Origin of the sequence: Terriglobus tenax (assembly GCF_025685395.1) — a bacterium.
GTDB lineage: Bacteria > Acidobacteriota > Terriglobia > Terriglobales > Acidobacteriaceae > Terriglobus > Terriglobus tenax.
Window position 1 is genome coordinate 1,864,759 of the sequence record NZ_JAGSYA010000004.1, and the last position, 17,289, is coordinate 1,882,047.

The 17,289-nt window shown below is 60.1% G+C and carries 18 protein-coding genes; 9 read left to right on the forward strand and 9 right to left on the reverse strand.

The annotated features are described in order from the left end of the window. Positions 1-7: 7 nt before the first annotated feature. A complete protein-coding gene (locus OHL13_RS13265) occupies positions 8-1,681 on the reverse strand; it encodes a DHA2 family efflux MFS transporter permease subunit (RefSeq protein WP_263410604.1) in 1,674 nt (557 codons plus the stop codon). A 69-nt stretch (positions 1,682-1,750) separates the two neighbouring features. Between OHL13_RS13265 and OHL13_RS13270 the strand changes: the two genes are divergently transcribed. Beyond that, positions 1,751-2,362, forward strand: a complete 612-nt coding sequence (locus OHL13_RS13270) for a TetR/AcrR family transcriptional regulator (RefSeq protein ID WP_263410605.1) — start codon at positions 1,751-1,753, stop codon at positions 2,360-2,362. On the opposite strand, the gene OHL13_RS13275 is transcribed toward OHL13_RS13270, so the two are convergent. Continuing rightward, the gene (locus OHL13_RS13275) at positions 2,353-2,676 is read right to left on the reverse strand and encodes a cupin domain-containing protein (protein WP_263410606.1); all 324 of its coding nucleotides are present in this window, start codon (positions 2,674-2,676) and stop codon (positions 2,353-2,355) included. The two genes, OHL13_RS13270 and OHL13_RS13275, sit on opposite strands and share 10 nt — an antisense overlap. A 6-nt stretch (positions 2,677-2,682) precedes the next feature. Continuing rightward, positions 2,683-3,846 (reverse strand): D-alanine--D-alanine ligase family protein, encoded by a 1,164-nt coding sequence (locus OHL13_RS13280; protein WP_263410607.1) that lies wholly within the window; start codon positions 3,844-3,846, stop codon positions 2,683-2,685. 106 nt (positions 3,847-3,952) lie between these two features. On the opposite strand from OHL13_RS13280, the gene OHL13_RS13285 reads away from it, so the two are divergent. Both OHL13_RS13285 and OHL13_RS13290 read left to right on the forward strand, forming a co-directional pair. After that, positions 3,953-4,291: a DUF6516 family protein gene (locus OHL13_RS13285; protein ID WP_263410608.1), complete on the forward strand. Its 339-nt coding sequence runs from the start codon at positions 3,953-3,955 to the stop codon at positions 4,289-4,291. Next, a complete protein-coding gene (locus OHL13_RS13290; protein WP_263410609.1) occupies positions 4,288-4,656 on the forward strand; it encodes an HVO_A0114 family putative DNA-binding protein in 369 nt (122 codons plus the stop codon). The genes OHL13_RS13285 and OHL13_RS13290 overlap by 4 nt, the downstream gene beginning before the upstream one ends. Positions 4,657-5,009: 353 nt before the next feature. Here the strand turns inward: OHL13_RS13290 and asnS are convergent, their stop codons facing one another. From asnS to OHL13_RS13305, 3 genes are all read right to left on the reverse strand, one after another. After that, on the reverse strand, positions 5,010-6,332 hold the full coding sequence (gene asnS, locus OHL13_RS13295) for an asparagine--tRNA ligase (RefSeq protein WP_263410610.1): 1,323 nt from the start codon (positions 6,330-6,332) through the stop codon (positions 5,010-5,012). A 107-nt stretch (positions 6,333-6,439) separates the two neighbouring features. Beyond that, positions 6,440-6,811, reverse strand: coding sequence for a nuclear transport factor 2 family protein (locus OHL13_RS13300; protein ID WP_263410611.1), 372 nt, complete (start codon positions 6,809-6,811; stop codon positions 6,440-6,442). Positions 6,812-6,823: 12 nt separating this feature from the next. Next, a complete protein-coding gene (locus OHL13_RS13305; RefSeq protein ID WP_263410612.1) occupies positions 6,824-7,576 on the reverse strand; it encodes an SDR family oxidoreductase in 753 nt (250 codons plus the stop codon). Positions 7,577-7,682: 106 nt separating this feature from the next. Here OHL13_RS13305 and OHL13_RS13310 point away from each other — a divergent pair, with 106 nt between their 5' ends. Beyond that, positions 7,683-8,570, forward strand: a complete 888-nt coding sequence (locus OHL13_RS13310; RefSeq protein WP_263410613.1) for a helix-turn-helix domain-containing protein — start codon at positions 7,683-7,685, stop codon at positions 8,568-8,570. A gap of 21 nt (positions 8,571-8,591) precedes the next feature. On the opposite strand, the gene OHL13_RS13315 is transcribed toward OHL13_RS13310, so the two are convergent. After that, a complete protein-coding gene (locus tag OHL13_RS13315) occupies positions 8,592-9,419 on the reverse strand; it encodes a sugar phosphate isomerase/epimerase family protein (protein ID WP_263410614.1) in 828 nt (275 codons plus the stop codon). Between the two features lie 141 nt (positions 9,420-9,560). On the opposite strand from OHL13_RS13315, the gene OHL13_RS13320 reads away from it, so the two are divergent. After that, positions 9,561-10,388: an SGNH/GDSL hydrolase family protein gene (locus OHL13_RS13320; RefSeq protein WP_263410615.1), complete on the forward strand. Its 828-nt coding sequence runs from the start codon at positions 9,561-9,563 to the stop codon at positions 10,386-10,388. Positions 10,389-10,550: 162 nt separating this feature from the next. On the opposite strand, the gene ggt is transcribed toward OHL13_RS13320, so the two are convergent. After that, positions 10,551-12,311, reverse strand: a complete 1,761-nt coding sequence (gene ggt / locus OHL13_RS13325) for a gamma-glutamyltransferase (protein ID WP_263410616.1) — start codon at positions 12,309-12,311, stop codon at positions 10,551-10,553. 135 nt (positions 12,312-12,446) lie between these two features. Between ggt and OHL13_RS13330 the strand changes: the two genes are divergently transcribed. From OHL13_RS13330 to OHL13_RS13340, 3 genes are all read left to right on the forward strand, one after another. Beyond that, positions 12,447-13,760: an MFS transporter gene (locus OHL13_RS13330; protein ID WP_263410617.1), complete on the forward strand. Its 1,314-nt coding sequence runs from the start codon at positions 12,447-12,449 to the stop codon at positions 13,758-13,760. Positions 13,761-13,771: 11 nt separating this feature from the next. Beyond that, positions 13,772-14,509 (forward strand): hypothetical protein, encoded by a 738-nt coding sequence (locus OHL13_RS13335; RefSeq protein WP_263410618.1) that lies wholly within the window; start codon positions 13,772-13,774, stop codon positions 14,507-14,509. A gap of 81 nt (positions 14,510-14,590) precedes the next feature. Continuing rightward, positions 14,591-14,974 carry a four helix bundle protein gene (locus tag OHL13_RS13340; RefSeq protein WP_263410619.1) on the forward strand — a complete coding sequence of 128 codons (384 nt, stop codon included), beginning with the start codon at positions 14,591-14,593 and terminating at the stop codon, positions 14,972-14,974. Here OHL13_RS13340 and OHL13_RS13345 read toward each other — a convergent pair. Then, positions 14,971-16,455 (reverse strand): TolC family protein, encoded by a 1,485-nt coding sequence (locus OHL13_RS13345; protein ID WP_263410620.1) that lies wholly within the window; start codon positions 16,453-16,455, stop codon positions 14,971-14,973. The two genes, OHL13_RS13340 and OHL13_RS13345, sit on opposite strands and share 4 nt — an antisense overlap. A 126-nt stretch (positions 16,456-16,581) precedes the next feature. Between OHL13_RS13345 and OHL13_RS13350 the strand changes: the two genes are divergently transcribed. Beyond that, positions 16,582-17,244 carry a DsbA family protein gene (locus OHL13_RS13350; RefSeq protein ID WP_263410621.1) on the forward strand — a complete coding sequence of 221 codons (663 nt, stop codon included), beginning with the start codon at positions 16,582-16,584 and terminating at the stop codon, positions 17,242-17,244. Positions 17,245-17,289 lie beyond the last annotated feature (45 nt).

Consider the following 17,289-nt stretch of genomic DNA (forward strand, 5'->3'; position numbering starts at 1 on the left):
TCGTTTCTTAATGCGCGTCCAGCTCGATCTTGCCGACAATCTTCGGTGGCTTTTTGAGCAGCAGTACCAGCGGCAGCACGCAGGCCAGCACATACGCAAACAGCTTGTACTGGTCCATGTATGCCAGCAGCTCAGCCTGCCTCTGCAGCTGGTGATAGACCAGCGCAAGGCCCGCGTAGCTGGTGTCCGCCGATGCCCCGCCCACAGCTCCGCCAAGCGCGTGCGCAGCCTGGATAGCCGCTACGTTGCTTCCCGTGATATTTGCCGCAAGATACGCCTGATGTGTCTGCGTCATCCGCTGCAGGAAGGTGCTGGAGATGGCGATGCCAATACTGCCGCCCTCATTGCGCACCAGAGCGTAGATGCCGGCCGCATTGCTGGTCTGGTCGCCCGGCAGGAAGCGGAACATGATGGTACTGAGCGGCACCGTCGTCAGGCCAACGCCCATCACCTGCAGGATGCGAGGCCAGATCATGTCGCTCATGGATACTTCCAGGTTGCCATGCGCCAGCCACCACGTACCGAGTGTGATCATGGTGATGCCCATGGCGATCATGCGGCGCGCATCGCTTCCGCGGCTCAGCAGCCAGCCCACCAGCGGCACCTCCGCCATGGTCACCAGGCCGGCAGGTGACACGGCAATGCCGGCCGTCGTCGCGTCGTAGCCCAGCATCTGCTGCATGAACTGCGGCAGCAGGAAGGTGGTTGCATACAGCGCTGTGTACAGTGCCAGCACAATGGTGCAGCAGATGGCGAAGTTACGTTCGCCCAGAAGACGCAGGTTCACCACGGGCTTGTCGACGTAGAGCTCCCACACGATGGCGCCCACCAGGCAGCCGACCGCGACAATACTGCTCCAGGTAATGAAGGTCGAGCCAAGCCAGTCGAGCTCCTGTCCCTTGTCCAGTACGATCTCCAACGCTCCCAGGCCAATGGAGATAAGCGCAAGACCGCCGAAGTCTACCTGCAGCGGCTTCCCCTTCTGCGCCTTGCGTGCAGCGATCAGGTGCGGCGGGTCATGCAGCACAATCCTCGTGAAGAAAGCGCAGGCCAGTCCGACGGGGATGTTGATGTAGAAGATCCAGCGCCAGGAGTAGTTATCGGTGATCCAGCCGCCGAGCGTAGGTCCAAGAACCGGGGCGCAAAGAATGGCGACCGTGTAGACCGCCATAGCCATGCCGCGTTTGTTGCCCGGAAAGGTATCGGCCAGGATGGCCTGCACGGAGGGCTGCAGGCCACCGCCAGCCAATCCCTGCAGAACACGGAAGGCAACCAGCATCCCCAGCGTGGGAGCCAATCCGCAGGCAGCAGAGAAAGCGGTAAACAGAATCACGGAGCCGAGATAGAAGTTCCGCCGGCCCAGCACGGAAGAGATCCATCCGCTGATGGGCAGAATGATGGCGTTCGCCACCAGGTACGTCGTCAGCACCCAGGTGCTCTCATCCTGCGAGGCGGAGAGCGAGCCGGCGATATGCGGCAGCGCCACATTCGCAATGGAGGTGTCGAGCACCTCCATGAAGGTGCCCATGGTCACCACCAGCGCAATAATCCACGGATTAAAGTACGGCATGCCCGATGCGGGCTTTTCTGCTTCGGTCTCAAGCGGGACGCCGGGTTCAAACCCGGGAGCGGAGGTGCTGAGCGATTCTTCGGCGTCGAGGATGGAAGACTGGCTGGTCATAAAAATGACTGACTAGTCATTTGAGAGAAGAACCGCCATTCGGGATTCATTATGTTAGCTTGGCTTTGAGTGCCCGCTAAGCCTAAATCCCGTCGCCAGGTGCTGACCGACTTCCGGCGTTCAGAGATTCTTGACGCCGCCCTGAAACTCTTTGGCAAGAAAGGGTTTGCGGAAACACGCATGGACGACGTCGCAGAAAAGGCGAAGGTCGCCAAGGGCACCCTGTACCTCTACTTCTCCTCCAAGGAAGAGATCTATGAGGCCGCCATCTCGCAGGCCGCGCAGGAGCAGAAGGAGTCCATGCAGAGGGCGATGACCGGGGTCACAGGCACCGTCAACCGGTTGCGCGTCTTCCTGACCACACGCATGAGCTTCTGGGCCACGCAGCCGAACCTTTACCGCATGCTGGTCACCATTGGCCGCGAACGCCGCCACCGCAAGCAGACACACGGCCTGCTGCAGACCACGGTCAAGGAACTGGTCGAGATTTTCGAGGACGGGGTGCGTGCCGGCGAGCTTCCAGCACGCGACTTTGAACCGGTCGGCTGGGCGCTGATGGACCTGCTGCGCGGCATGAACGAACGCCGTATGTATGGCGAGGCCAACCATACGCCGGAGCAGGATACAGCGACCATCCTCTCCTTCGTACTGCCGGTCGTGGGCCTAAGCGATCAGGCGTAGTCTTCGCGATAGGGCGTGAAGACGTCCAGCACCTCGCTGGCCTCGAACGCACGAGCCTGGTGCATGGCATCTCCGGCGACGATGATGCTGTCCCCTGCCTTCAGCGTGTGGTCACCGTCGGGGGTGGTCAGCACAATATGCCCGCTGATGACAAACACCATCTGCTGGTGCGGATGCGAATGCGCGGCCCCCACCCAGCCCGGTTCCATGGTGTGGCGCACCAGCATCATCTCCGGCGTATAGCTCATCACCTGGCGGCGAAGCCCGGGCTCGGGCGTGGTCATATTGTCGTTATCGCGATGCGTGACGGACATAGGTTCTCACTTGCTGAAGCTGGTTTCGCGCTTTTCGGCATGGCGCTCAAGAGCAAACTGGATCAGGCGGTCGATCAGCTGGGAATACCCAATCCCACTGGCCTCCCACAGCTTTGGATACATGCTGATGCTGGTAAAGCCCGGCATGGTATTGATCTCGTTCAGAACGATCTTCGGATTCCTGATCTTCTTTCCCTGTGCATCGTGCGTTGGCTCCATCAGGAAGTCCACGCGCGCCAAACCGCTGCAGTCGCAGGCACGGAAAGCGGCAATGGCCATTTCGCGAATCTGCTTCGCCTGCTTTGCCGTAATGTTGGCCGGAATCACCGGCTCGGAGGTGCTGGTGGCGTCGTACTTCGACGCGTAGTCGTAGAACTCGCGGTCGGGCACGATCTCTCCAACAACCGAGGCATCCGGCGCATCGTTGCCCAGCACAGCCACTTCCAGCTCCCGCGGCTTCACACCGGGGCCGCCAACGCCCTCTTCAATCACGATCTTGCGGTCGAAGCTGGCCGCCAGGTCCATGGCCGCCGCCAGGTCAGCACGCGACTTCACCTTGCTGATACCCACCGACGAACCAAGGTTCGCAGGCTTCACAAAAACCGGGTACTGCAGCTTCTTCTCAATCAGGCGTGTGGCCTTTTTCGGATCAGCCGTCCACTCACTGCGCAGCAGGGTGACGTGCGGCGTCATGGGCAGCTGAGACGCCGCAAACATGCGCTTCATCGCGTCCTTGTCCATACCGGCCGACGAGCCCAGCACGCCGGAGCCGACATAAGCGATGTCCGCCAGCTCAAACAGTCCCTGGATGGTACCGTCCTCGCCAAAGGTGCCGTGCAGCACGGGGAAAACCACGTCGAGCGCAGGCGAAGCCGGCTCCGCCGCAGCAGCCAGAGCAAGCCCCTTGGCCTTCTTCGCGGGCTTAATCGCGGGCGATGGCGGAATGATGGCAACGGCAGGGACCGGCTCCTGCACCGGCAACTCCCCCACAAGCAGCGCCTGCGCATTGCCGGCCGTCAGCCACTGGCCTTGCTTGGTGATGCCGATGGGCACCACCTCGTACTTTTTCTTATCAATCGCCTTGAGAATCGAAGCGGCAGAGCGGAGCGAGACTTCATGCTCGCCACTGCGGCCACCGAAGAGAATGCCTACGCGAAGTTTCTTTGCCATCACGTATGAGGGTACGGCTTGGGAGAGGCGGAAAGGAAGTGCTCACGGATAGTCGTCTCAAAATGGCTAACGGTGGGTATCAGACGAATAGCAGATAGGGCATATTATGACCTACCTGTGCTACCCTTCCTCTGTGACCGGCAAACACCTGCTGAGAAAGACGGTCGATGAGGAAGCTCCTATTCGCTGCGCCGCTGGCCGAGGCCTGCTGCGCGAAGAGGTATGGGAGAACGCCAAGGGCGAGGTTGTCCGTTATAACCTCGCGTTTATTCAGCATGTGCTGTGCGTGAAAGATAACGGGCGCGTGTTGGGCTATGACAACGCTCATGGCAAGCATCATCGACATCAGTGCGGATTCGTGTCCGACTTTGTGTTCGCAGGCTACGAAGCGCTTGTTCTGCAATTTGCAGAACAGGTCGAGGTATTGCGGAGGAAAAAGCGATGAACCTTGAGATTCGATCTGACGGCTTTGAAGGCTTTACAAAGCGGGCGCTGGCACGCGCAAAGAAGCTCGACGCTGGGGAAAAAATTCAACCTTCGTTCGGCATCACCTTCGAATCAGCTCGCGAGATGCTTCAGCTGCTGACGGTGGAACGCACGCGACTTCTGGAGACCGTGCGTACGAAGCATCTTTCGATGAGCGCGCTTGCGGTCCTTCTGAAGCGCGACCCGAAGTCAGTCCGGCGCGACGTGAAAAAGCTGGAAGAGTATGGAATCGTCCGCCTCCGGGAGCAGATTAATCCGGGGCATGGGCGGGTGAAGATTGTGGAGCCGGTGGCGAAGAAGGTGGAACTGCGGGCTAGCTTTTAGGTGTCCTCACCCCATATTCGGCTGCTGATAGTTACTACATATGTGGGACTAATATGATTCAGAGGTTCCTTGCCATGAGGACAAGCAAACGAGACAATCGCTCCAACCAGCAGATTCCGCAGAATGGCGAACTTTACGATGTTGATGATTTTCGGCTTGCACTCCATGAGCTGAACAAGCTTGGTTACGAGCTTACCTCCACCCATACCCACGGAAACGTGCATCGCCTGAATGTTACCTGCAATAAGACAAAGAATCGATTCGTCATGGAGTGTATCGGACACAAAGAGTGGCCGGAAACTTTATAAATCAGTGTGGGCCTTACAAGGTAACCCAGCGCAAGTACCCGTTTCTTACGGATAAATCCGATTCAGCGTGCGTGCAAACGGAATGGTCTCCCGAACATGATCCAGACCGCAGACCCACGCCACTACGCGCTCAATTCCCATGCCGAAGCCTGCGTGGGGTACTGAGCCGTACTTGCGGAGGTCGAGGTACCACTGGAAGGCTTCGAGCGGGAGTTCGTGGGCTTCGATGCGGCTCTTCAGTAGCTCGTAGGATGAGACGCGCTGGCTGCCGCCGATGATCTCGCCGTAGCCTTCGGGAGCGAGGACATCCAGACACAGAGCTTTGGTCGGGTCCTTGGGGTCGGGCTCCATGTAGAAGGCTTTTACCGCCGCAGGGTAACGATGCACCATCACCGGCCGGTCGAACTGGTTGCTGATGTAGGTCTCGTCGGGTGAGCCGAAGTCGTCGCCGTATGTGTGCGGGTTCTCGATCAACCCCTTCGCATAGGCATCTTCTAACATTGCGTGGGCTTCGTCGTAGCTGATCTTGGGGAACGGAGCCTGGATCGCTTCGAGCTTTGCGACGTCCTTGTTCAGCACCTTCAAATCAGCCTGGTGGCCTTCCAGAACGCGCTTCACAATGTGCGAGACGAAGTTCTCAGCCAGCTCCATCAGGCCGTCGAGCTCCAGGTAGGCAACCTCCGGTTCGATCATCCAGAACTCGGTCAGGTGGCGGCGGGTCTTCGACTTCTCCGCGCGGAAGGTCGGCCCGAAGCTGTAGACCTTGCCCAAGGCAAGAGCAGTCGCCTCGATGTAAAGCTGGCCCGACTGCGTGAGGTAGGCCTTCTCCTGGTCGAAGTAATCCATCTCAAACAGCTCGCTCGTTCCCTCGCAGGCGTTCGGCGTCAGGATAGGCGGATCGGTGCGCGTGAAGCCGTTGGTATCGAAGTACTCCTGCGCGGCGCGCATGATGGTGGCGCGAATGCGCAGAATGGCCGACTGCCGCGGCGTGCGGATCCACAGATGGCGGTGCTCCATCAGGAAGTCGACGCCATGCTCTTTCAGCGAGATGGGGAAGGGCGTCTCTTCGGGGATCTTGTGAATGACCTCGATGTTCTCGACGTCGAGCTCGAAGCCGGAGGGCGCGCGTTCGTCGCGGCGTACCTTGCCGGTCACAATGACCGAGCTCTCCAGCGTCAGATCCTTGATCGTCTCGAAGACCTGCTCTGGAACCGCAGCCTTGGGAACAATGCCCTGGATGGTGCCGGTGCCATCGCGGAAGATGGGAAACAGCAGCTTGCCGCTCTTGCGGATGTTGTAGAGCCACCCACGCAGGGTGACGGACTGGCCTTCAAACTGGCCCAGGGACGCGATGGTTGCCAACTGCATAACGCTGTTTATTCTACGTCCGAAGCCGCCGTTGCAGGCGGTGGCGTGCAACGGCCCTGTCTCCGGACCAGTCCCGCGAAGGAACCGGCCCGGACAGGTTTTGTCAGTCAGCCAGCGAGCGGCGGTGTGCCGCCGTCGATGAAGGTGTAGAAGATGACCACGCGCCCGTCGCGTTCTTCCACAACATCTGTGCCGGTGTACCGGAAGGGCTCACCCGGAAGCCCGCTGCCCCAGCGACAGATGCCGACAGTGTGCATCGTGTGGATCTCGCCGACGACCGTGTAACGCAAGTCGGGGATGCGCTTGCGAATCTCTGACGCTGCGGCGTTGATGACGGCAATGCCCACCAGCCGGCCGCCCGGGTGAATCCACACGCAGTCTTCGGTGTAGGCCTCGCGCATCATGGCCTCGCGCTTTACCGGATCGAGCTCAATGAAGATCTGGTCGAAGTTGTAGCGCATCAGTTCGGCAACAGTCATCTTTTCTCCCTGCTAGACCTGTACCGAACCGCCATCGACAAACAGTTCAATACCGGCGATGTAGCTGGCATCGCTGGAGGCGAGGAAGACGGCCGCCTTGGCAATCTCTTCCGGCTCACCCACGCGGCCCAGCGGCACGGTGGAGGCAAGCTGTGCATACAGCGCCTTCTTCTGCTCCTCGTTCTGCGCCAGTCCGCTCAGCCCTGGGGTATCGATAGGGCCGGGGCTGACAACGTTGACGCGGATCTTCCGTTCCTTCAAGTCGTTGGTCCAGCCGCGCGCAAAGGAGCGCACCGCCGCCTTGCTGGCCGAGTACACGCTGAAGCTGGGAACGCCCTGCACGGAGACGATGGAGGCATTCAGCACAATCGCACCGCCGTCGGGAATCAGCGGCAGCGCCTTCTGCACGGTGAAAAGAACACCCTTCACATTCGTGTCGAAGGTGGAGTCAAACTGCTCTTCCGTGATCTGTCCCAGCGGAGCGAACGAACCTCCCCCGGCGTTGACGAAGAGCACATCCAGACGGCCCTTCTCCTGCTGAATCTGCGCATAGAGCGTGTCCAGATCGGCAAGTTTCGAGGCATCCGCCTGAACGCCCTTTGCCTGCGCTCCTAGCGCCTGCACTGCGCTGTCAAGCTCCGCCTGGCGGCGGCCTGTGATGTAGACGAACGCACCTTCGCGAATGAATTGCTTTGCGGTTGCAAATCCGATTCCCGAGCTGCCGCCCGTAACGAGTGCGATTTTTCCTTCAAGCTTTCCGGCCATTTTTCCTCCTGGCATGTCTTTCACCATAGGCAGAAAAACCGCGTAAAGCTTGTACGAAACGGCTGTTATAGTACGAAAATGCTATCTGCGTGAAAGGGGGTGCGGAATGCAAGCCTCAGACGGGACAGACAAGTTTGCGTTCCGCTCCCCGCACGGCATGAAGGCAGCACGTGGAAGCCTGCGAAAGGTCGCCGGCATCGATGTTCGCCACCTGCAGCACTTCAACAACCCGGGCCGCGCCTGGCACGATCTGTCAGGCCCGCAGGATACCCTAACCGTTGTGCTCGCGGAGATTGGCGGCCGGTGCGAGGCGCGCGAAAACCTGCGCCGCTCCGTCGCTCTCCATCAGCAGCGGCCTCATCACATCAGCTTTGTTCCGGCCGAGATGCGGACCTGGGGCTATGCGGAAAACATCGAGTCGGTACGCGAGCTTCGGTTGAGCTTCGACAGCAAATCGCTGGCGAATTTGCTCGGACCTGACCTGGCCCCGGCGAGAACGCAGATACCTGACCTGATGTTTCAGGATAAGCGCGCCGTCGACTGCGCCCGCCTGCTGGCCGCCGCATGCGACGCCGGCGAGCAAAGCCCGCGTTTGTATGGAGAGGGGCTCGTGCTTGCCCTTCTGAGCCTCTGCTTTCAGAGTCCGCCGCGAAAGCAAGGCTCCGGCCTTTCCGCATTGCAGCTCCGCCAGGTGCTCGACTTCCTGCACCAGCATCTGGATGCAGCCCTTTCGCTCTCCGAACTGGCGCGGCTGGTCGACCTGTCCCCGTCGCAGTTTGCGCGACAGTTCAAGGCGGCGACGGGCGTATCTCCGCATCGTTATCAGCTCAATACCCGGATCGGCAAAGCGCAGGAGCTATTGCTGGTACAAGGCGAAAGCCTTTCCATGGTAGCGGCGGCGACCGGTTTTGTAGACCAGAGCCACTTTACGCGGACCTTCAAGCGAGTGACCGGAGCTACGCCCCACGCGTGGCTGCGCGACCGAAACTCCTGACAACTTCAGCGGCTTTGTCGCTTACGCGCCCAACAGCTTCCAGGCGGCCGTTGCCTTCTTCTCGACGGAGTCGGCTGTCTCCTGCAGGTCGTGGGCAATCTCCAGCGCGCCCATCGGCGGCTGAGGCAGGCCGGCGATCAGTTCCGAAACCTTCTTCCAGTCGATCGTGCCGCTGCCGGGCCACAGGTGCTCATCCTTCATACCGTGGTTGTCATGCAGGTGCACTTCCTTGATGCGTGCGGCCAGCAGGCCAAAGGCTTCTTCCACACCGTTCGCTCCGCGCAGGTTCAGGTGGCCTATATCCGCGCAGACGTTCACCGTGCTGAAGTGGCCCACGGTCAGAATCTCCAGAAGATGTTCAGGACTGGTAACGTCGTTGTCCAGCGTTTCAATCAGTGTCTTGATGCCGAGCGGACCGGCAAAAGCCTTGATGTGTTCAATCGCTGTCAGCGAATGCTCCAGTGCACGTGGAGACCACAGGTCCCCCTTCTGCCCCAGGTGCAGCACCATGGCTTCAAAGGGAACATAGTCCGCGGCTTCAAGCGCGCGCTTGATCTCGTCCATCGCCTCAATGCGTTTAGACTTGTCCGGATCAATCAGGTTGACCGTCTGCGACAGGTCGCGCGACCAGAAGGCGCGGTCGTGCAGCGGCTGGTGCAGGGTGGCAACAACGTTGTTGGAACGGAACCAGCTGGCAATCTCGCGGGTAGCGGCTTGGTCGGTGTAATCGAAGTGATGGCGCGCCGCAAAAACTTCAATGGCCTGAGCTCCCCCGGCCACAAGGGTATCCAGCAGGCCCGGGTGCAGCCGCTGTTCCAGAAAAACGTGCGTAGAAATGGCCCGTAGCATCCCAACATTTGACGATAGACACTCCCCCTTGGGTGCGAAAGTGGTTTGTTTGGTTCACGATTCGTCAGGTAACGCACATGACGTAACTTTGGCGTGTTTGAATGGAGGACCGTGGAGGGTTCTGCGATGCGTGGTTTTGTAATGCTTCCTGTAGCAATGTGTGCGGCGCTGGCATGGGGCCAGGCCCCAAAGGAACAGAGTCCGGTTCCAGAACAGCAGGTGGTAAAACCTGCAGAGGCAGCCGCTCCGGCCCAGCCCGTCACCGTGCCGCTGCAGAAGATGCCGCCGGTGCCGGGGCAGATCTCCACACCGACAGAGCGCACCATCGCCGGCCTGCAGGCGCGCGTTCTGGACTTTGCACAGCTCAGCCGCTACCGCGAAGACAACGACAAGCTGGCGCCGCCTGCACCCGGAGAGAAGCGCGTGGTCTTCTACGGCGACTCCATTACCGACGGCTGGGGACGCCGCACCGGCAAGTTCTTCCCCGGCAAACCGTGGATCAACCGCGGCATCAGCGGACAGACCACGCAGCAGATGCTCATCCGCTTTCAGCAGGATGTCGTTCACCTGAAGCCAACCGCCGTGGTCATCCTGGCCGGAACCAATGACGTTGCGGGCAACACTGGCCCCGAAAACCTGCAGATGATCCAGGACAACATTGCCAGCATGGTGGCCATTGCCAAGGCCAACGGTATCCGCGTGGTGCTGGCCAGCACGTTGCCGGCAAAAAAATTCCTCTGGAACCCCGACGTCCAGCCAGCGGAGACCATCAAGACACTGAACCAGTGGATGGAGCAGTATTGCGCGAAGGAGAAACTCGTATTCCTGAACTACTACCCCGCCCTTGTGGACTCAGAAGGCGGCATGAAGGAAGAGCTGGCAACAGACAAGACCGTCCACCCGAACGATGCGGGCTACGCGATCATGGAGCCCCTTGCCGCTGCAGCGGTGGAAAAAGCGCTCAAGTAAGACAGTTGTTAGTTGTTAGTTGGCACCCTAACGGAGGGAACCAATTCCCCCGCTTCGCCGCGTAACGACACCAGGAAAAGCACAATTCAGCAAGCAAAAGGGATGTGGCCACCATTCCTGGTCGCCACATCCCTCTCTGACTAACAACTCACAACTGTTTCTTCAGTATCCTGCTGCCTTGCCAAAGTCCTTGCGGTTGTCGTGCCCACCCAGCAACTCGCCAGTCTTCGGATCAACCGCGATCAGTTCGCTGTCGCCCCACACGCCGGGGTTCTTTTCGTCGAACTCGCCCGACCGCTTGATCTTGTAGCCCATCGCCTTCAACTGCTCGGCCACATCCTGTGGGAACTTCTTCTCGACGCTCAACTCATCCGGCAGATACTGGTGGTGGAAGCGCGGAGCATCTGCCGCCTGCTGCACATTCAGGCCATTGTCGAAGATCGAGATCAGGTCGTTGGCAACAGTCGAGATAATCGTCGGTCCGCCCGGCGAGCCCAGCACAAAGCGCACCTTCCCCTTGCCGTACCAGTGGTTCTTTGTAGTGACAATGGTCGGCGTCATGGCCGAGAGTGGACGCTTGCCCGGAGCAATCGCATTCGCCGGGCCCTGAATCAACCCAAAGCCATTTGGCACGCCCATCTTCGAAGCGAAGTCATCCATCTCGTCATTCAGCAGGAAACCCAGACCCTCCACCGTCACGGACGATCCGAAGAGAAAGTTCAGCGTGTAGGTGTTGGAGACAGCCATGCCATCGCTATCCATGGTCGAAAAGTGCGTCGTCTCCATGTGGTCCTTCACGGGAGGAACCTGCGGAGGAGGAGGCATGAAGCCCGCGGGCCGTTCCAGACCTGCCGATGGTGTCGCCTTGCCCGGAGTAATGGTCTTGCGCCATGCAGCGGCATACTTCGGGTTGGCCATCTCCTTCAGAGGCATCTTCATGAAGTCCGGATCGCCCAGGTAGTCGCCACGGTCCATGAAGGCACGGCGATAGGCCTCGGTAATCAGGTTCACCTGCCCGGGGCTGCGGTCGCCGCCGAACTTTGTCAGGTCATAGCCGGAGAGGATGTTCAGCGACTCCATCAGCACAATGCCGCCGGAGCTTGGCGGGGGAGCCGTGATGATGTGATAGCCGTGGTAGTCGCCTTCAATGGGCTTGCGGTCTTTCGCCTCATACGCCGCCAGGTCTGCAGCGGTGATATTGCCGCCGTTCTTTGCCTCAAAGTCCGCGATCTGCTGGGCCATCTTGCCCTTATAGAACTCGGTCGGGTCGGCGGCGATGCGCTTCAGCGTGGCGGCAAGCTCCGGCTGCTTGAAAACCTCGCCCGCCTTGTAATAGTCGCCATTGCGCTGGAAGATGCGGTGCGACTCCGGAAACTTGGCCATGTTGGCGCTGTGCAGCGAACCAACCTCCCCGGCGGAGAGCGTATAGCCCTCTTCCGCAAAGCGGATCGCTGGAGCCATGACCTTTGCCAGCCCCAGCTTGCCGAAGTGCTGCTCGGCGTAAGCAAGACCCGCCACCGTGCCGGGAACGCCACTGGCTTTCATGCCGGTCATCGACATCCGCGGGATGATGTTGCCCTTCTCGTCCAGGTACATGTTGGCGCTGGCCGCGGCCGGAGCTTTCTCGCGATAGTCAATGAAATGCGTTTTGCCATGCTTATCGCGGATGAGCATAAAGCCGCCACCGCCAATGTTGCCCGCCTGCGGATATACCACCGCCAGGGCGAAGCCCACGGCCACGGCCGCATCCACGGCATTGCCGCCCTGCTTCAACATTTCCAGGCCAGCGTCGGAGGCATCATGGTGAATGCTGACCACCATGCCATGTTTGGCGCGTACCGGCTCCGGCGACTGGGCCACCGATTCAAACGGCGCAACAAGGGAAAACAGAGACACGGCTGCAGCTAGAGGCCTACGAATCATGGATACGTCTTCTTTCAGAAGTAATGATCGGGGGTAAATTCAGAATACCCTTTGCTCCGGCCAACGTCCTACTTGCGTACCCGGATAACCTCCGCATGACGGCGCTATGGCCGATATGCAAGCATTAGGACTGCAATGTCAGACTCTTCGCAACGGCGGAGCTCGGCCGCCAGCGCTTTTCGATCGCGAAACTTCCGCTTTTATCAGGCCGCACGCCTGCTCGGCATCCTTGGCGCAGAAGCGCAGACCATCGCCGTGGCCTGGCAGGTCTACCAGATCACGCACAAAGCCATCGACCTTGGCTACACCGGCCTCGCGCTGTTCTTGCCGGGCATCTTCTTCGCCCTGGTGGCCGGCCACGTGGCCGACCGCTACGACCGCCGCAACGTCATCCGCATCTGCTACATCCTGCAGGCAGTCTGTACCACGGCACTGTTGTGGGTCGCACTCACCGGCACCAGGAACGTGCTGTTTATCTACGCGGTGCTCTTCCTCATCGGCACCGGCCGCGCCTTCAGCGGCCCCGCCAGCTCCGCTCTGGTGCCGCAGCTTGTTCCCAAGGATGATTTCTTCAATGCCGTCACCTGGGGCGCTACCTTCTTCCAGATTGCCAATGCGGCAGGCCCCGCACTCGGCGGCATCCTGTTCACCCTGCCACTGACGGGCACCCTGGCGCCTATGCGTGGAGCGCCGATTGTCTACTGCTTCACGATCATCGGTCTGCTGTCCTTCGTTGTCCTCATCAGCATGGTCAAGCCGCAGGGAGCTCCTGCCGGTCCCAAGAACATCAGCCTGAAGACCGTACTCGCCGGGCTGGACTACCTCTGGTGCAAAAAGCTGCTGCTCGGCTCTATCTCATTGGACCTGTTCGCCGTGCTTCTGGGTGGCGCCGTCTCGCTGATGCCGATCTTTGCCGAGGAGATTCTGCACGCCGGCCCCGCCGGCCTGGGCATGCTGCGCGCCGCGCCCTCCGTAGGAGCCCTCACCATCTCCCTTCTGCTGACCGTACGGCCCATCCGCCACAGTGCGGGTAAAAAGATGCTGAGCTGCGTGGCCATCTACGGTGTAGCCACCATTGTCTTCGGCCTGTCCAAATCGTTATGGCTCTCCCTGGCCGCGCTTGCCGTCGTCGGCGCCAGCGACATGGTCAGCGTGGTCGTACGCTCATCCCTGCTGCAAATGGCCACACCACCCGAGATGCGCGGACGCGTCAGCGCCGTGAACTGGCTCTTCCTTGGAGCATCGAATGAGTTCGGCGAATTCGAGTCGGGCGTTACGGCACAGTGGCTGGGAGCCGTGCGCGCGGTGGTGATAGGCGGTGTCCTCTCCCTCACCGTCACCGGCCTGTGGAGCGTCCTGTTCAAGCCGCTGCGCGATGTTGACCAGTTGAGCGCCGAAGAATTGCTGCCCGTCCACGAACTCCAGGCATCTTCTGAACCGGTAGAGTAATCTTTTTTGAAATGGAAAACGGGAAGAAGATTGCCCTCGGCTGTACCCTCGTCGTCGTCCTCGCGGTAGGTGGACGGCTCGGCATGATCGCCTACCAACGCCACCAGGCTGCAACGGAGACCACGGAGAAGCCCACCTTCGAGTGGAAGCTGACGGACGACGACATGGTGCACCTGAAGCACCTTTACCCCAGTTCCATGAAGGACGCCAGGGACCTGGTCGGCAAACGGGTCTGGGTCTCCGCCGGTGGGCAGATGCAGTACTTCCCTGCTGCCGGAAAATCAGTCCAGTGGAAGCCCGCAGGCACGTTGCTGGGCGCCGAGCCTATGGACATCAAGGACGTGATCACAGCCCGTCCCCCGGCCAGCCTGAAGACACTCCGTATTCCCGAGGGCAGCTCAGCCATCATGGCCATCTTCACCAGGCCGGAAGAGAAGGCCCAGTACGCCGCCACCGTTGGCTATATCGAGAACGGACAGTACACCTTCTACCTGGACGAGATGTTCTTCTACGACGACCCCCGCACGCTCTACAAGCACTGGGGAACCGACAACTGGACCGCCATCGACAAACACGAGCCAAAAATGGGCATGAGCGAAAACATGATGATGATGGCGCTGGGTCAGGTGAGCAAGAGCGGCAGCACCAAAAAGGGCGACCGCACCGTGCACTACTTCAACCTCGGCAAGCCCTATGACGTGACATTTGTGAACGACAAGGCTGTGAAGATTGAGGCAGTCAAAGAGTAGTTGCGGGTTAAGCGGTGCGAGTTGTGTGTTGACCGGCGTTGCTGCAACGCCAGGCTTTCTGCACCATGGCCAAATCATTTCGTGAGCTCGCTGTTTGGCAGAAATCGATCGCTCTCGCACAAGCAATCTATCAACGGACCGAGACCTTTCCCAGGAAAGAAATCTACGGTCAGCGCACAGATGCGGCGAAGTCTTGTCTCCATCGCCAGCAATATATCGGAAGGGTCAGCGCGAGCGACGAGAAAGGACTTCCGTCAGTTTGTACTGATTGCTCGTGGTTCTAATTTCGAATTGCAAACCCAGCTTGAAATCGTAAAGCGGGTTGGGATGGCTGAGGAGAAACAACTGCTTCCCTTGGAACGAATGACAGACGACGTCTCACGTATGCTGGCTGGCCTGGCGCAGTATCTTGCGGCGCCGGCAAACCCACAACACGCAACACAGACCACAGAACTGCGCGACTAGCGTCCCAGATAACTCTTATACTGCGTCTCCACCACACCCGTATTCCGGGCAAGCTGCAGTTTGGCCTGGTTGAACTGGAAGTTTGCCGTCACATATTGTGACTGCGCCGCGGCCAGTTGCGCTTCCGCCTGGATCACCGGAAGGTTGTCGTCCACGCCCGCCTGGTAGCGGTCAATGGTGTCCTTCAGAGCCTGCGAAGCCAGGTCAACATTCGATCCCGCAACCTTCACACGCTCCGAGGTCGAGTTCACATCCAGCATCGCCGAACGCAGTTGCTGGTCGATGCCGACACGCAGGTCAGAGATCTGGTTGCGCAACGACTCCAGTTGCGCGTCCGCAATCCGGCGGTCTCCACGGAAGCGGGACTCGGCAAAGATGGGGACATCCAGCTTGGCCATGGCCGCAAACGTGCCGTGATACATGCCGCTGTAGATGGAGTCAGCCAGGTAGCCGCCGGTAACGCCATAGTTGCCCTGGAAGCTGAGCGCGGGCAGACGCTGGTAAGTAATGGCGCGGCGCTCCAGTTCGTAGACATGAAGCTGCGACTGCAGGCGGAGAAAATCCTTACGGCGCTGGTAAGCAAGCGCCTTGGCATCCGGCAAAGACATCTGCGACAGCTCGGAGTATGGAACCACGTCGCTCAGCTCAATGGCCTGGTCGGCGGGCAGGCCAATCAGCCGGTTGAGCGCGATCTTGTCCTTGGCCAGCGCATTCTCGGCGCTGATCAGCGCCTGCTGCTGCTGCTGGAACTGCGACTGCGCGCGAAGCACATCCAGATTGGTACCTACACCGGCGTCATGCTGCGCGCGTGCCTGCCGCAGCACCTCTTCTTCCTGCTTCAGCAGAGACCTGTTGTTCGCGACATTGGCGGCATCGGCCAGAATGCCCAGGTAGGTCGTGCCTACCTGCAGAACTACCTCTCCGCGCACGGACGCGGTGTTCAGCGCGGCCACCTGCTGCTGCGACTTGGAGGCACGGTAGACCTCGATCGCCGGCATATTGAACAAATACTGTTGCAGATTGACCTGCGCGGTGACCGTATCGACCTTCACCAGGCTGGGAATCGAGTCTGCCGGGATGCCGAAAGCATCCAGAAGCCCCGCCGCTTTGCTGGGGCTGAAGCCCATGGCCGCCAGGCTGATCTTCGCACGGCTGGCCGTGCTGGAGACCGACATGTTCGGCGTAATGGCCTGCAGGGCGGTGCCCACCTGGCCGTGCAGCGACCGCTGCTGCTGGCGGGCGACCACCAGCTGCAGATTGTTCTCCATGCCGAGTTCGATGGCCTCATCGAGCGAAAGACGCCGCACATCCGGGGTTGACACACCGATGGGAACACCCGCAAAGGTCGTCTGAGCGGCCGAGGGGGCGTCCGGAAGGTTAGAAATCGGCGGAAACTGCGTTGCGCTCTGCCCGATGGCCAGTGTGGCCGCCAGCGGCAGGGCAGAAATTACCGATCGAAGGGCACGTGTGCGTCGAGTCATCTTCAGGCGTTCGTCTGTTGTTAGATTGTCGCCGCACGGAAGCGGTTGCGCAAAATTCTCCCACCCGGGAAATTGGGTAAAATCAGCTTGCTCGCCCCGGTAGCCCGGCGACGTCCTTTAACTCATATGATGCGCACGCCCAGACTTCTGCTCGCCCTCGCTCTTACCGCCGCCTCCATGCCCGCGGTCGCCCAGTTTGTCGGCGGCCAGGCCCCGACCACAACCTTCAAGGACACCTCCATGCTGAAGCCTCCGGCTGGCGCCAAAGTGGCCATCTGGGAGTTCGTGGACCTGGAGTGTCCCGCCTGCTCCCGCGCTTACCCCCTGGTACATGAGCTGGGCATGAAGTACGGCGTTCCGGTGGTCCAGAAGGACTTTCCGCTGGGCGGAGCCCATATCTGGAGCTTTGACGCGGCCGTTTACGCCCGCTACATGCAGGACAAGCTGCCCAACGGCAAAAATCTCGCCGACCAGTACCGCGGCGCAGTTTTCGCCAACCAGACCATGATCGCCAGCAAGGACGACCTGCTGCGGGCCACCCAGAAGTTTATGGCTGACCGCAAGCTGCAGCTGCCCTTCGTCGTTGACCCGCAGGGCGAGCTGGCCAATGAGGTCAAGGCTGACCGTGCCCTGGGCGACCGGATCGGCATCAACCAGACCCCGACCATCTGGATCGTGACCGACAAGGCATTCCAGCAGATCTCGGACTTTGACCAGATCGAGCCCGCCATCCAGTCCGCCAAGGCCCAGACCAGCGGACCGGAAGTCAAAAAGGCCGCAAAGAAGTAAACCTGCGCTGCACGGAATAAGAGAAGGCCGCCCATGGGCGGCCTT